Origin of the sequence: Paraburkholderia sp. BCC1876 (assembly GCF_902833695.1) — a bacterium.
GTDB lineage: Bacteria > Pseudomonadota > Gammaproteobacteria > Burkholderiales > Burkholderiaceae > Paraburkholderia.
In genome coordinates, this window is the sequence record NZ_CADFGI010000008.1 from 102,434 (window position 1) to 116,723 (window position 14,290).

The window sequence follows — 14,290 nt, forward strand, 5'->3', positions numbered from 1 at the left end:
CATGAACTTCGACCTCGAGACTGCCGCCAACCCACAAGGCCTGCGCCGTATAGCGATCGACCCGGTATCGCGTGTGGAAGGCCACGGCAAGGTGACGATCCTGCTCGACGAAGAGCGGCATGTTCAGCAGGTGCGCCTGCACATCGTCGAATTCCGTGGCTTCGAAAAGTTCATCGAAGGCCGCCCCTACTGGGAAGTCCCGGTGATGGTGCAGCGTCTTTGCGGGATCTGCCCGGTATCGCATCAACTGGCCGCATGCAAGGCGATGGACCTCGTCGTGGGCGCGCAGCCCATTACCCGCAGTGCCGAGAAGATCCGCAGGCTGATGCACTACGGCCAGGTGATGCAATCGCATGCGCTGCATTTCTTCTACCTGGCGTCGCCCGACCTGCTGTTCGGCTTCGACTCGGACGTAAACCTGCGCAACATTGTGGGGGTGGCACAGGCGCATCCCGACATCGCCAGAAAAGGCATTCTGTTGCGCAAGTTCGGTCAGGAGCTGATTCGTGTGACTTCGGGCAAACGTATCCATGGCACCGGTTCGATACCGGGCGGCATGAACAAGCATGTCAGCCAGGCTGACCGCGACATGCTGCGCAAGGACGCGGACCAGATGATCGAGTGGGCGGCCGAAGCCGTGGACGTCGTCAAGCAGTTGCACGCGCAAAACCGCGTGCTTTACGACAGTTTCGCCAGCTTCCCCTCGAAGATGCTGTCGCTCGTGCGAGCGGACGGCGCCATGGACCTCTACGACGGCGTGCTGCGCGCTCGCGATGCCGACGGTCAGATCATCCTCGACGGCGTGAGCGACCAGCGCTACAGGGACCTGATCGAGGAAGAGACGCGACCGTGGACCTATATGAAGTTTCCGCATCTGCGCAGCATCGGACGCGAAACCGGCTGGTATCGGGTCGGACCGCTCGCACGCGTGCAGAACTGCGACTTCATTCCGAGTCCTTTGGCCGAGGCGCAGCGCAGGGAGTTCGTCGACTGGGGCAAAGGATCGCTGGTGCACGCGACGCTTGCCTACCACTGGGCACGCATGATCGAGGTCCTCCACACGGTGGAGGTGATCAGGGATCTGCTGGACGATCCGGACATCCTGCAAGGCGATCTGATGGCCAGTGGCGAGCGCCAAGGCGGTGGCATCGGCATGATCGAAGCACCGCGCGGCACGCTGATTCATGATTACCGCGTGGGTCCCGACGATCTCATCACGATGTGCAATCTGATCGTTTCCACGACGCACAACAACCAGGCCATGAACGAGGCCGTGCGCTCGGTTGCGCGCGAGTATCTGGACGGCAAGGAATTGACCGAAAGGTTGCTCAACCGCATCGAGGTGGCCATCCGCGCCTTCGATCCGTGCCTCTCTTGCGCGACGCATGCGCTAGGCAAGATGCCGCTGGACGTGGTGCTGCTAGATGCCGACGGTGGACTGGCGGACCATGTCACGCGCTCGGCCGACGGCGAACTTTCCCGCAATCTGGCGGCGCCTATAGGAGTCGAGGAATGACGGCGCCACTGCTGGTGTTCGGTTGGGGCAATGTGAGCCGCGGCGACGACGCGCTCGGGCCTTTGTTCGTGCAGCAAATGGGCACGCTCGCTGGATCCTCCGTCGGCATCCGCGTGGACTTTCTGGAGGACTACCAGTTGCAGATCGAGCATGCACTTGACCTGACGGGCCGCGAGCGGGTGCTGTTTGTCGACGCCAGTCTGAATTGCGCCGCACCGTTCGAAGTGACTAGGCTCCATGCCGCACGCGACGCGAGTTTCACCACCCACGCCATGTCGGCGCAATCTGTGATGCAGGTCTATCGCGAGCTTTCCGGCATGGCGCCGCCTCCGTGCACGTTGCTGGCGATTCGCGGTACAGGGTTTGAACTCGGTGAGCCGCCGGGAAGGCAGGCGCTCATCAATCTTTCGCAGGCCCTCGTTTGGGGTCAACACTGGCTTGATGGCAACGCTTTACTTGAGCCGCTCACGCAACAGGCTTCTCATGCATGAACTCAGCCTCGCCGGCGGCATTCTACGGATGATCGAAGCCACAGCTTCCCGGGAGCATTTCCTGCGGGTCGCGCAACTGCGTCTCGAAGTCGGTGCGCTGGCAGGTGTCGAGCCGCAGGCGCTGCGCTTCGCGCTGAGCGCCATCATGCCCGGCACGTGTCTCGCGGGCGGCGAGATCATGATTGACGAGACCCCTGGCCTTGCGCGCTGCCTGGACTGCGACGCCAGCGTGGAAATTGCCAGCCATCTCGACTCGTGCTCGCGATGCGGTAGCTATGCCTTGCAAGCAACCGGAGGCACCGACCTGCGAATCGTCGACCTCCTTGTGATGAACGATTGAACGTATCTGGAGAGAATCATGTGCATCGTATGCGGTTGCAACGCCGAGTCGAATCCCGGAGTTCATGCTGGCGCCGCCGAGGCTGAGATAACCGGCGTGAGCGCCTCCGACGGTGACCTGCACTATGGGACAGGTGCCGCCGGTTCGTCCGTACCGGGCCTTAGCCAGGCGCGTGTGATCCATATGGAAGCCGACGTGCTGGGTGAAAACAAGCGTTTCGCGAGCCAGAATCGGACTCATTTCTCGGCACATGGCGTCACCGCGTTCAATCTCGTATCCAGCCCCGGATCGGGTAAGACCACGCTGCTTTGTGCCAGTATCACCGCCCTCAAAGCGAGGCAGCGGACTGTTAACGTGGCGGTTATCGAGGGCGATCAGCAGACCAGCGTCGACGCTGATCGCATTCGCGCCACCGGTGCGCCGGCGATCCAGGTCAACACTGGCCGTGGTTGCCACCTGGATGCACAGATGGTCGGCGATGCCTTCTCGCGCCTCGACCTGCATGTCGCCGCGCATCATGGCGATGCTTCGCGCGCGATCCTGTTCATCGAAAACGTCGGCAATCTGGTTTGTCCCGCGCTGTGGGACCTCGGCGAAGCCGCCAAGATCGTGGTGCTGTCGGTGACCGAGGGTGAAGACAAACCGCTCAAATACCCAGACATGTTCGCGGCTGCCTCGTTGATGATCATCAACAAGATCGATCTGATGCCGTACGTCACCTTCGACGTGGCCCGTTGCATCCAGTATGCGCAGAGGGTGAACCCGTTGATCGAGGTGCTGCTCGTCTCGGCGACCCGCGGCGACGGTATGAATGACTGGCTTGACTGGCTGCTGCCGCCGGACGGTGCAGGATTTCGTCGCGCCATGCCGGGACGGGTGCAGCATGGGCGAAAGCTGGCTCCGCCTGCGCGCGTTGCAAGCTCCACGCCGTGAGCCACGTTGCCTCGTTGCCGAAAGCGGCGCCTGCGCGGGTGCTGGCCTGCGGCGCCTACCTCAAGAACACAGCGTGTCTGATCGAGGGACGGCGGGTCGTGTGGTCGGCCTCGCACGGCGACCTGATCAATGCCGCCAGCCGTGAGGCGTTGGACCACTCAGTCGAGGCGTTGCTTGGCGAGGCGTCCGGCCCGCTTGATGCTATCGCGCATGACTTGCACCCGGACATGCACAGCAGCCACGTTGCGTGTGCGCTCGCCGACCGCCTAGGTATTCCGGCGATCGCCGTGCAGCACCATCATGCGCACATCGCGGTGGTGCAGGCCGAACAGGGCGTCGAAAGCGCAGTCATCGGCCTCGCGCTGGACGGGGTCGGACTGGGTGACGATGGCGGCGCATGGGGAGGCGAAGTGCTTTGGGTCGACTCATATGCTTCAGCGCAGCGCTGGCGTCGAATTGATCATCTCGCGTCCATTTTGTTGGCGGGGGGGACACTGCGGCGCGCGAGCCTTGGCGTATGGCCGCCGCCGTGCTGCATGGTCTCGGTCGCGGCGACGAAATTGAAGCCAGGTTTGGACCGTTGGTCGGCGCGCAAGCAGCCCGTCTCGTGCGTACGCTGATGGAGCGTCAGGTCAACAGCCCCAGCACCACCAGCGCCGGCCGCTGGTTCGATGCGGCGGCGGGCGCGCTGCGGCTCTGTCTGCATCAACGCGTCGAGGCGGAAGCCGCCATGTTGCTCGAGCAGCATGCGAGTCAATGGCTGGAGGCGCACCCGGAATTCGACCAGCCCTGGACGTCGCTCGACCTCGCGCCTTTAGTCGCAGAATTTTTCGCCGTTGAAGAGGGTGATCTCGAGCAGACCGCACGCGGCGCAGCGCGCTTTCATCTGGGGCTGGTGAATGGTATGGCCGATAGCGCCATCGCAGCGGCGCGCCGGTATGGCACGCGAACCGTGGTTTTGGGTGGTGGTTGCTTCTTCAACAAGGTGCTCAGCGAGCGCCTGAGCGCGACCCTGTCGGACGCGGGTTTGGCTGTTTTGCGGCCGGACAGCGTGGGATGCGGCGATGCCGGTCTGGCCCTCGGTCAGGCATGGGTCGCAGCCTGTACCGTCGAAGCCGCACTTATGAATCTCTCCATAGTCGAGGTCTGATATGTGCCTTGCCCTGCCTGCCCGTGTGGTCGCTTTATTGGATCTCGAGACGGCGACCATCGATCTTGGCGGCATCCGTAAAAATATCTCGATTGCGTTGGTGCCCGAGGTTCAAGTCGGCGACTATGTGATCGTTCATGTGGGTTACGCCATCGGCATGCTCGACCCTGAAGAGGCAGAGGCGACACTCAAATTATTTGCGGAGCTCGCGGCATGAAATATGTCGACGAATTTCGCGACCGCGAACTGGCGGGCAACCTCGCCGCTAACATAAAAGGCGAAGCCGAGTCATTGAGGCACTACCGCTTCATGGAGTTTTGCGGTGGCCACACGCATGCCATCGCCCGCTACGGCGTAGCCGATTTGCTGCCGGCGAATGTGCAGATGATTCATGGACCGGGCTGCCCGGTTTGCGTGCTTCCGGTAGGGCGTGTGGACATGGCAATCCGCCTGGCACTGGAATGCAAGGTGATGTTGTGCACTTACGGTGACGTGATGCGGGTGCCAGCCTCGGACGGCTTGTCGCTGATCCGGGCCAAAGCGCTAGGCGCTGACGTCCGAATTGTCTATTCGCCGCTCGACGCGTTGAAGCTCGCTATCGATAACCCACAACGCGAAGTTGTTTTTCTCGCCATCGGGTTTGAGACCACGACGCCCCCGAGCGCGCTCGCGATCCGGCAAGCGGCGCGGCAGTCGTTGAAGAACTTCAGCGTGTTGTGCTGCCATGTGCTGACACCCCCAGCCATCATGCACATTCTCGACGCTGCCGGGTTACCGGAACAAGGGGGCGTGGCGATTGATGGCTTCGTCGGGCCCGCGCATGTGAGCGTCGTCATCGGCTCGCTTCCTTATGAGGGCTTCGCGGCCGCTCATCGTAAGCCGGTCGTGATCGCGGGGTTTGAGCCGCTGGACGTGATGCAGGCCATCCTCATGCTCGTGCGCCAGGTGAACGAGGGGCGCGCGGAGATAGAAAACGAATTCACGCGCGCGGTGAGCCGAAGCGGCAATGCAGTAGCTCAGGCCGTGACCGCGGAAATTTTCAAGTTGCGGCAGTCGTTCGAATGGCGCGGTCTGGGTGAGGTGAGGGCAAGCGCCTTGAGCATTCGCCCGGAGTTTGAAACGTTTGATGCCGAACGCCGCTTCGATCTGACTTATCGGGCCGTGCCTGATCACAAACAGTGCGAATGTGGCGCAATCTTACGCGGTGTGAAGAAGCCTACTGACTGCAAACTGTTCGGCGTAATTTGTACGCCAGAAAACCCGATGGGATCGTGCATGGTGTCGAGTGAAGGCTCGTGCGCTGCTCACTATTCCTATGGCCGGTTCCGGGATATTCCTGTTGTGGCAACCTGAGTTCGCACGGCGCGACATCGTGCTCTCTTAAGGACGGCGGATTCATGAACATTCCAAAACGGCATTACGCGCGGCCTCTGGATCTGAAACACGGCCGGATCGACATGAATCATGGAGCAGGAGGGCGTCTGTCGATGCAGCTCATCGAGGAACTCTTCGTGCGCGCTTTCGACAACGAGTTCTTGCGACAAGGAAACGACGGCGCGCTGCTTCCGCCAACCGCAGGCCAGCGCCTCGTGATGGCCACCGATGCACATGTGATCTCGCCGCTTTTCTTTCCGGGCGGCGACATTGGTTGTCTCGCCGTCAACGGCACACTCAATGATGTGGCGATGCTTGCCGCAACGCCGCTTTACCTGAGCGCCAGTTTCATTCTTGAGGAAGGTCTGTTGTTATCGGATCTGAAGCGTATCGTGGATTCGATGGCCCGCGCCGCGATCGATGCCGGTGTGCCCATCGTCACGGGCGATACCAAGGTTGTCGAGCAGGGAAAGGGCGATGGCGTTTTTATCTGCACGACGGGCGTCGGCGTTTTATCCGATGGACCTCCGGTGGGCGGCGCATGCGCGCGAAGCGGCGATGCTGTGTTGCTTTCCGGAACAATTGGTGACCACGGTATTGCGGTGTTGTCTTTGCGCGAATCGCTCGAGTTCGAGACCACCATCGAATCCGATACGGCCGCTTTGCATACACTGGTTGCCGCGATGTTGGCGGCCGTGCCACCAGGGGCCATTCACGTCCTCCGGGACCCCACACGGGGAGGTCTCGCCACCACCCTCAACGAAATCGCGCGACAGTCAGGAGTGGGCATGATGCTGCAAGAGTCGGCTATTTCGATTCTGCCCCAGGTCGAAGCGGCCTGTGAACTGCTGGGCCTCGATCCGCTCTATATCGCCAATGAAGGCAAGCTCGTGGCCGTTGTCGCGCGAGAGGCGGTGCCTGCCTTGCTGCAGGCAATGAAGGCTCATCCGTCAGGCAAGGCGGCCACGTGCATCGGCTACGTTACCGAAGACTCCAATCGATTTGTTCAGATGAACACAAGCGTGGGCGGCCAGCGCGTGGTTGACTGGCTGAGCGGAGAGCCTATGCCACGCATTTGCTGACTTGGGCTGTGCCCTAACCGCAGGAAGGTGCGAACGCTCGCGACGTACCCACGGGTCAAAGGGCAGCGAAAATACCGGCGCCCGTTGTAAAGCGATCGCTGTCGCTCGTGTTCGCCGCACTAAATGCGTGCCGTTCTTAACCTTAGTGCGTTAGCAATGACCGAAACGGAACTGAATGCCATTGCAGCACTCGCGATAAACGGGCTCAGGGGCACGCTGAGCCGAGGGGCGTAGGAGCGAAGTAGTTCGAGAAGAACGAGTACAACGCCTATTCGCTGAATAACATCACATCGAAAACGGACGCTGACGGCTCTGTTACCGTCCAGTTCGGAGGGTGCGATGGCAAGATCACGAACTGCCTGCCGACAATGAACGGCTGGAACTATACGCTCCGGCCCTATCGTCCACGTGCCGAAATTCTCAATGGAAAATGGATCGCCCCACAGCCCCAGCTTTTCGATTAGTGCGGGGCAGCCGGATCGGTGACCTCGCGGTCTCACGGCGAACGATCGAGCGGGCCAATCCTGCAGTCGCTCTATTGAACGTCCCAACCTAGCGAGTAAGCGGCCGTTTGGCGAGATTCGACCATCGTCGCCATTGGGCCGCTATGCAAATCTCTGCATAGCGACCCCTATGCGCAGGTCGCAACTATGCACACATGCCACGAGATCCACGGTACCGGCCTAGATCCAGTGAGGATTCGGACCGATACCATCTGTGCATAGTTATAGCGTCCGCAGGAACTGCATGAGTGAGTCTGGCGCCTTGAACCGGCGCATGGTGGTAGCGGGCGGTTCAAGTCGTGCAAGCGCCTTCTCTTTCATTGCGAGGTCAGCTTCGACGTAGCGGTGAGTGGTGTTGGTGCTCTCGTGGCCAAGCCAAAGCGCGATGACGTTGAAGGACACGCCGGACTGCAGCAGATGCATTGCCACGGTGTGGCGCACGGTGTGAGGCGAAACGTGTTTCTTCAACAGGCTGGGCTCTTGGGCGGATGCCCGGTTAACAGCGAGTGTCAGACGCTGTGCGACGTTTGACCTGGACATCGCCTGCCCATCGCGATTAGGCAGCAATGCCGCCTCGTCATGGAGTGTCGGATTCAGGCGTAGCCAGGCGCGGATTTCTTGCACAGTGGTCTTCCACAAAGGTACTGATCGCTGCTTGCGACCCTTGCCGCGAAGGTGGACGCAGGGGGCACCGTCGAGCACGATATCCATCACACGCACGCCGATGATCTCCGAGACCCGTGCACCGGTGTTGTAGAGCAACGCCAACAGCAAGTGGTCACGCTGCGAGGACCACGTGTTGCCCGGCTGTCCCAGCAGCGCAACCATCTCGTCGCGTGTGAGGAACTCCAGCATTGGACGCTCAAAGCGCTTCATAGGGACTGCCAATGCTCGTTCGACGACGTGAAGCGAGGTCACGTCACGCCGGCCGGCGAACTTCAGGAATGCGCGTAAAGCAGTCAGCCTCAGGTTGCGGCTACGAATCGCGTTGTGTCGATCGTGCTCCAGATGGTCCAGGAACGCCAGAATCATCTCGGGCTGGATGTCGGTCAGCCGTAAGGCGGTCGGCGCCTTGCCCAGCTTATGGCTGGCGAAATCCAGGAACAGCGTCAGTGCATCGCGGTAGCAGGCCACTGTACGCGGACTGAGCGCACGCTGCGCGACGAGATACTCGGTGAAGAACTGCTGGACCAGCGCGGCGAACGACGGCGGTTTCGGTATGGTGGCATTACGCATCGGAAGCCTCCGCCTGCGACGCGAATGACTCGAAGCGCCTTGCGGCCAACGACATCAACTGCGGCACCGCCGAGAGGTACCAGTAGGTGTTGGTGACCATCGCGTGCCCAACGTAGGTCGATAGCGACAGCATGGACTGGTCGATGTCGATGCCCTGCGCTTGCCACAGGACGATGCGGCGCACTATAAAGGTATGCCTCAGATCGTGGATTCGCGGGGCATGGTGAGTGCCACGGTTACGCCAGTTCAGTTGCTTGCGCAGGCCGACGAAGACACGTTCCACGTGGCGTCTGTCCAGAGGCAAACCCCGTCGTCGCCCACGCGTGGCGACGAAGAACGGGGCATCGGTTTGCGCAGACACGCCGGCAACGTCACGCACCCAGCGATAGCGACGTAGTGCTTCAACCGTGCTCGGGTGCATCGGTACCTGACGCGACTTGGCGAACTTGGTCCGTTCAATGGTGAGCACGCCGCGTTTCAGGTCAACGTCGGAGTTGTGCAGTGCCAGCGCTTCCGAGATGCGCAGGCCAGTACTCGCAAGCAGACCGAACAGCGTTTCATAGACGGCACCCCGCAAGCCAGGGGCCGGACCCAACCGCCGCGCCGCGGCCAGCAGATCGACAATCTCACGTTCACTGTAGATGTGCGGAGCCTGCCGCTCCGGTAGCCGACCGAAGATCGCATCGTCGGGGACTTCGGTACGCGGCTCGAATTGCTGCAACCACCGCATGAAGGAATGCAACTGCTTCAGCCTGCGAGCCCAGGTGCATGGGTCTGTACTGGCGTGGCTGTCGCATCGGGCCCATTCGGCCATGACTTCCACGGTCAATGGTCCTCGATAACCAACGGCCTGAATATGATGCGCGAAGCTGCGTAGAGCGTAGACCGAAGTGTTCATGGCAAAGCCCAGTTGGCGACGCTCGTTCAGGTAGCGCTCAACGAGCCGTTGTAGGGAGGCGGCGGTGCTCATGTTGGGCTCCCTGGCCACGGCAAGGCGACCTCGACCAGCTTCCGGCTGTCGAGCTTCGCGTAGATCAGCGTGGTGTTCAGCGAGCGGTGACGCAGGACGTCGGCGACCTCCTTGAGGGAAGATCCGCCTGCCAGTAGCCGATTGGCCATCGTGTGCCGAAGCAGGTGCGAGCGCGTGTAGGGCAACCCAGCCCTCTTGAAGGCCTGACGAATGGTCTTGCGTATGCAGTCCGGGCCGACTGGCTGATCGCGTGGTGCGACATGGCGCACGAAGACTGCACGGTTGCGCGTCTTGGGGCGTTCGTACTTCAGGTAAGCTGCGATCGCCTTTGCAGTGGCCGCCGGTAATGGCAATACGTCGGCGCGGCGACCCTTTGTATGACGCAGCACGATCGTGCCAGCGCGCCAGTCGATGTCGTCGAGGCTAAGCCGGGCGACCTCACCGCTGCGAAGACCGAGATCGAGCGCGCAGCGTACGATAGCGTCGGCGCGGCGCAGAGAGCGTCCTGGCTTACCGAGTGAACCGATCAGTTGCTCGACTTCCTCGGCGCTCAAGGTCTTGGGAAGTGATGCTAACTGCCAGTTGGCGGGATAGGAAACCGTGCCAATCAACCCGTGCACAGCGTCACCAAGCGAAGCGCGATAACGAAAGTACCCGCGCAGCGCTGCGACCACCGCACCGGAGTTTACCGGCTTGCTGTAGAGCTTAGCCTGTTGCGCGAAGAAGCGCCGGACATGGTCTGACCTGACGGCCGTGAGGTCGATCACGCCGTCGGCGAAGCGCGATGCCAGCAGTCGCCCCACGATGCGTAGGGCCATCTCCCGGGTCTTGGGTGCCAAGCCACGCACATGATCCATGTACTCGTCGTAACAGAGCAACTCCTCGTCTACCGGGGTTCTGTGTAACCTGGGTGGGGCCACAACACCTTGAGCGCGTAACACAACAAGTAAATGGCCCAAGGCAGCGCTCAGACCGCGTCGATCTCGCTGAACCGGGCCAGTGCAGTGGCATCGAGGAAGATGATCGTCAAGAAATTCGACAACTACTGCCTCATTGATGCGTGCAACGCGCAGACGGCGACCGTGTAACCACTGAGCAAAGTGGGCAATTGCGCCCATGCAGTTGGCAAATGTGTGCGTAGCGTAGCCACACTCAGTCAGATACCGCTTAAACGCATCAACGTGCGGGGCGAGCGGCCCTTGGGCGAGCCAGTCGAAGCCGGTGAGTTGATGTGATCGGGTGTTCGCCATGGCAGTCTCCTAAAGTGAGACCACCACTTCAATCCGCCGCGGAAACTATGTCCAGATATCCACAGATCAACCTCGCCAAGGCCACGTCGCCGCTGCACCCACCACGTGCCCCGGTAAAATCTCCGCATAGTTGTGACCTGCGCATAGGGGTCGAAAGTGTGAGTTCGCCGATGCAGAAAGCTGCCGTTCCGTTCCGCTGTGTGGTGCCGTGACCGTCAGCAATTCGCCACTCCCGTAAAGACTCACCTTGGAGATCAATTTCAAACCGACGCACGCAACTAACTGTCCAGCACTCCTGCGTCCCCCTCAACTGCAAACCCGTCTCCAGGTGTGGTGAGAGAGATCTATACCGCGAGCGGTCCAGGCGTCCATCCGCTGAACGCAGCTCTTCTGTAGCCATCCGGTAAATTGAAAACAGGTGACAGGAAGTCAAAGCCCTAGCGATGTCGCCTGCGCACCTACGCGGGAGGCGCTCGACGCGCAATTCTGGCTGACCGAGGACGCCGCCCCGATCCGCATGCTGAACGCATTTGCGGCCGGGCGGCGCCGCATTATCGCAGTTGCCGAAAGAACGGCCCGCCTGCGTCCCGGTGAACCCATCCGGCTCACCGCCGACGATATCGCGATCAGCCGGTAGGCTGCAGTTGGTTCAGGCAGGCAGCCAGCCGTCACCACCCAATACGGTGTTTCTCATCGGTCTCCCGATGCCGGCGATCGTCATCGACGTGAAGATACTGACTGGTCGTCGTCAGTGACGCGTGCCCGAGGTTATCCCGCACGAGTCGCAGATCCAGCTGCTGGTCGGCCATGTGGGACCCGGCGCTGTGACGCAACCAGTGCGCCGATGCCTGTTCGAGACGCTCCGCCCGTTGAGCGTGCTCCTCGCCTCCTGCGCGCAGGGATTGCGCCGCACCGCCAAAAACATCCTTCACGATCCGGTGCAACGCGGCGCGCGTGAGCGGCTTGAGCGACTGGCCCACCGGAAGCACGAGCGGCGTGTCCTCGCCCGGCGAGGGCAGTCGCGGTAGTCCGCGTGCCTGCCGGTAGGTGCCAAGCTCGACCATCATTTCCGCGGTGGCGGGCACCAGCCGCTCCTTGCCACCTTTGCCCATCACTTCGAGCCACCAGCGATCCGTGCCGTTTTCGTCAGCGCGCCGGAAAAACTGTCCCATCGTGTTCGTCCCGACCTCCGTGATGCGCAGACCGCCCAGATAGAGCAGGGTAAAAAGCCAGCGCACGCGTGCGTGGTGTTCGCGCTCGCGGGCGGTCTGCACGGGCATGCCCTGAATGTAGGTCTTGACCTCGAGCCACAGCTCGGGTGACAGATACCGGACGATGCGCGGCCTGGCCCTTCGGGCGCGTTGACGCGAAAGCGACAGCGGATTGCCGGCCAGATAGCCGGCCTGCACGAGCCACGCGAACATGACGTTGAGGATCACCATCGCCTGGCGCTGGCTGGTCGCGGAAAGCGGACCATAGAACGGCCGCCAGCGCAGATCGTTGCGGGGGTGTTTGCGCCCGCCGTCAGCGGTCCACCGCGCGGAGGGCTGGGGATCGGCGAGGAAGTGCTGGTAGACCAGCAGGTCCTCGTGCGTGAGCGAGGAGAGCGGTTTGCCCATCTGCAGGACCGACCATAGCAGCAGCCGTTCGGCTTCCTTGCGGTAGTTGTCAAAGGTGGTTTTCGTATCGGCGAAGCGGGCGAGCCACGCGCGTAGCGCGTCGAGATCGGTGTCGGCGGCGACCTGCATGCGTCCGTTGGCGCGGTTCGTGCCGTAACGGCCATCAAGGTCGGGGGACAGTTCCAGCGCATCGATCGGGCGCGGGGCGGGCAGGGCGGTGGTCATGGTGCAGAGGGCGGCGGTCCGGGTTGCTGGCGTGGACGTAATTATGATCGAACCCGGTCCAAAAAATTCAACATTATAGGATTAATGTCAAAATATGGTCCACTGGTAATTAGATATCTATCGGTTTACGTAGTAATATTAAAAAAATCGTCCAACGGAAACTTCATGAGCGACGTCCTGTCCTCCGATGCGGCGCTGGCCGCCGACATCGAGCGCCTGAAAGCGGAATTCCCCAGAACGCGCGAGCTGTATCGTGAGGTCTGCGCGCTGCTGTTCTTCCGCCATGGCATCACGCCGACCGCGAACCGGCTGTACCAGCTCGTGAAGCGGGGGAGCATGGGTACGCCAACCGCCGTGCTTGGCGAGTTCTGGACAGAACTTCGCGAGAAGAGTCGGGTGCGTATCGAGCACCCGGACCTGCCTGCCGATCTCGGTGCGGTCGCCGGTGAACTGGTCGCGACCCTCTGGACGCGCGCCACTGCGGCGGCCGGCACCGCGCTCGACGCGCTCCGTGACGAAGTCGAGGCGCAGCGTACTGAATCGCAGCAGCTGGTGATCGCCGCCCGCGACGAACTGGGTCGCGTCGAGACGGCGCTCGAGCAGCGCACCGCCGCGCTACTCGCCGCGCAGGTCGAGGTGCGGGAGCTGGACAGGGCGCAGGCCGAAGGGCATGCGCAGCGACAGGCGCTCGAGGCAGAACTGGCGCGCCTCAGGGCGGCACTGGCCGCGCGCGATCGCGAGCTGGTGGAGGTGAGGGAAGGGTTTTCGCGTGATCTGGAGAAACTGCGGGAAGCGGCTGAACGCGCGGAGGAACGCCTGCGAGCGTCGGAGAAGCGGGCGCTGCTCGAGATCGACCGCGAGCGGAATACCGCAACGAAGCTGCACAAGGAACTGAACGACGCTACGCGTCGCGCGGACCGGAAGGACGACGACCACCGCCGTGCATTGGAAACCATGCAGGCGCAACTGGGCGACGCGCGTCATCAGGCAGGCGTGCTGCAGGGGCGGCTGGATGCTGCTCAGGCGGAGACCCTGCGGCTGCAGGCGGAGATGATGACGCTGCGGGAGGCCGGAACGCGTGCGCGGGAAAACCAGGCGTCGTCCGCATCGGCTGGCGTCCGGACGGCACCGCGGCCCACCCGATCGTCGCGCACGGTGCCGGCCGCCAAAGGCGCCACGCGTCGCAAAAAAACGGTATAAATGTCGGGTAATCCGCCGCGAAGGAATGGGCTGCATGGCTGATATCTACCTGCTCGCCGGGCTGACGCTTCCCGAAGGCGTTGCTCACGAATCCCTGCCCGGGATCGTGACGCGCTTCATGGCGGATTGCTGGCACGGCATGAGCCGGACGCAGATGATGGCCCGCGCGAAACGGCGGGGTCTTCGCCTGTCGTTCCGCGCAACCGCACCGTGTCCGTCCGGCGAAACCGCCGTGTTCGAGCTGCGCTTCTACGATGGGGTAGTGGGATTCCTGATGCTGGCACGGCTACGGCGGGTCGGAGGCAGGCGCGGCAAACGTGGACAAACCAGGCGGACTGACGTACCCCAACCGCCGCCACGTGATCCCAGGCAGACCGGCCTGTTCTGACGGTGCCGGTTGC

15 protein-coding genes and 1 pseudogene are annotated in these 14,290 nt (G+C 62.1%); 12 read left to right on the forward strand and 4 right to left on the reverse strand.

What is annotated here, in order from left to right; all coding sequences use genetic code 11:
- Position 1: 1 nt before the first annotated feature.
- The 10 genes and pseudogenes from HWY05_RS26210 to HWY05_RS38740 all read left to right on the forward strand — a co-directional run.
- Positions 2–1,516 (forward strand): Ni/Fe hydrogenase subunit alpha, encoded by a 1,515-nt coding sequence (locus tag HWY05_RS26210; protein ID WP_176060105.1) that lies wholly within the window; start codon positions 2–4, stop codon positions 1,514–1,516.
- Positions 1,513–2,007 (forward strand): hydrogenase maturation protease, encoded by a 495-nt coding sequence (locus HWY05_RS26215; RefSeq protein ID WP_176060106.1) that lies wholly within the window; start codon positions 1,513–1,515, stop codon positions 2,005–2,007. Before HWY05_RS26210 ends, HWY05_RS26215 begins: the two co-directional genes overlap by 4 nt.
- Positions 2,000–2,347: a hydrogenase maturation nickel metallochaperone HypA gene (locus tag HWY05_RS26220; RefSeq protein WP_176060107.1), complete on the forward strand. Its 348-nt coding sequence runs from the start codon at positions 2,000–2,002 to the stop codon at positions 2,345–2,347. Before HWY05_RS26215 ends, HWY05_RS26220 begins: the two co-directional genes overlap by 8 nt.
- Positions 2,348–2,365: 18 nt before the next feature.
- Complete coding sequence (gene hypB / locus HWY05_RS26225) at positions 2,366–3,280, forward strand: hydrogenase nickel incorporation protein HypB (RefSeq protein WP_176060108.1); 915 nt, start codon at positions 2,366–2,368, stop codon at positions 3,278–3,280.
- Positions 3,277–3,900, forward strand: coding sequence for a hypothetical protein (locus tag HWY05_RS38730; RefSeq protein ID WP_347880814.1), 624 nt, complete (start codon positions 3,277–3,279; stop codon positions 3,898–3,900). Before hypB ends, HWY05_RS38730 begins: the two co-directional genes overlap by 4 nt.
- Entirely contained in the window at positions 3,888–4,430 is a 543-nt protein-coding gene (locus HWY05_RS38735; RefSeq protein ID WP_347880815.1) for a hypothetical protein, read from the forward strand. The genes HWY05_RS38730 and HWY05_RS38735 overlap by 13 nt, the downstream gene beginning before the upstream one ends.
- Before the next feature lies 1 nt (position 4,431).
- Positions 4,432–4,647 (forward strand): HypC/HybG/HupF family hydrogenase formation chaperone, encoded by a 216-nt coding sequence (locus HWY05_RS26235; protein ID WP_176060109.1) that lies wholly within the window; start codon positions 4,432–4,434, stop codon positions 4,645–4,647.
- Entirely contained in the window at positions 4,644–5,783 is a 1,140-nt protein-coding gene (gene hypD, locus HWY05_RS26240) for a hydrogenase formation protein HypD (protein ID WP_176060110.1), read from the forward strand. Before HWY05_RS26235 ends, hypD begins: the two co-directional genes overlap by 4 nt.
- 44 nt (positions 5,784–5,827) lie before the next feature.
- Positions 5,828–6,886: a hydrogenase expression/formation protein HypE gene (gene hypE / locus HWY05_RS26245; protein ID WP_176060111.1), complete on the forward strand. Its 1,059-nt coding sequence runs from the start codon at positions 5,828–5,830 to the stop codon at positions 6,884–6,886.
- Between the two features lie 263 nt (positions 6,887–7,149).
- Positions 7,150–7,350, forward strand: a pseudogene (locus HWY05_RS38740) (carboxylesterase); the annotation flags it as partial.
- Positions 7,351–7,611: 261 nt separating this feature from the next.
- On the opposite strand, the gene HWY05_RS26250 reads toward HWY05_RS38740, so the two are convergent.
- The 4 genes from HWY05_RS26250 to HWY05_RS26270 form a co-directional block, all read right to left on the reverse strand.
- Positions 7,612–8,625 carry a tyrosine-type recombinase/integrase gene (locus tag HWY05_RS26250; protein WP_176060112.1) on the reverse strand — a complete coding sequence of 338 codons (1,014 nt, stop codon included), beginning with the start codon at positions 8,623–8,625 and terminating at the stop codon, positions 7,612–7,614.
- Entirely contained in the window at positions 8,618–9,595 is a 978-nt protein-coding gene (locus HWY05_RS26255) for a tyrosine-type recombinase/integrase (protein ID WP_176060113.1), read from the reverse strand. The genes HWY05_RS26250 and HWY05_RS26255 overlap by 8 nt, the downstream gene beginning before the upstream one ends.
- Positions 9,592–10,845, reverse strand: coding sequence for a tyrosine-type recombinase/integrase (locus HWY05_RS26260; RefSeq protein ID WP_176060114.1), 1,254 nt, complete (start codon positions 10,843–10,845; stop codon positions 9,592–9,594). The genes HWY05_RS26255 and HWY05_RS26260 overlap by 4 nt, the downstream gene beginning before the upstream one ends.
- A 668-nt stretch (positions 10,846–11,513) precedes the next feature.
- Entirely contained in the window at positions 11,514–12,689 is a 1,176-nt protein-coding gene (locus HWY05_RS26270; protein WP_176060116.1) for a tyrosine-type recombinase/integrase, read from the reverse strand.
- A gap of 165 nt (positions 12,690–12,854) precedes the next feature.
- On the opposite strand from HWY05_RS26270, the gene HWY05_RS26275 reads away from it, so the two are divergent.
- Both HWY05_RS26275 and HWY05_RS26280 read left to right on the forward strand, forming a co-directional pair.
- Positions 12,855–13,889: a DNA-binding protein gene (locus HWY05_RS26275; protein WP_176060117.1), complete on the forward strand. Its 1,035-nt coding sequence runs from the start codon at positions 12,855–12,857 to the stop codon at positions 13,887–13,889.
- Positions 13,890–13,923: 34 nt separating this feature from the next.
- Complete coding sequence (locus HWY05_RS26280; protein WP_176060118.1) at positions 13,924–14,277, forward strand: hypothetical protein; 354 nt, start codon at positions 13,924–13,926, stop codon at positions 14,275–14,277.
- The last annotated feature ends 13 nt before the right edge of the window (positions 14,278–14,290 follow it).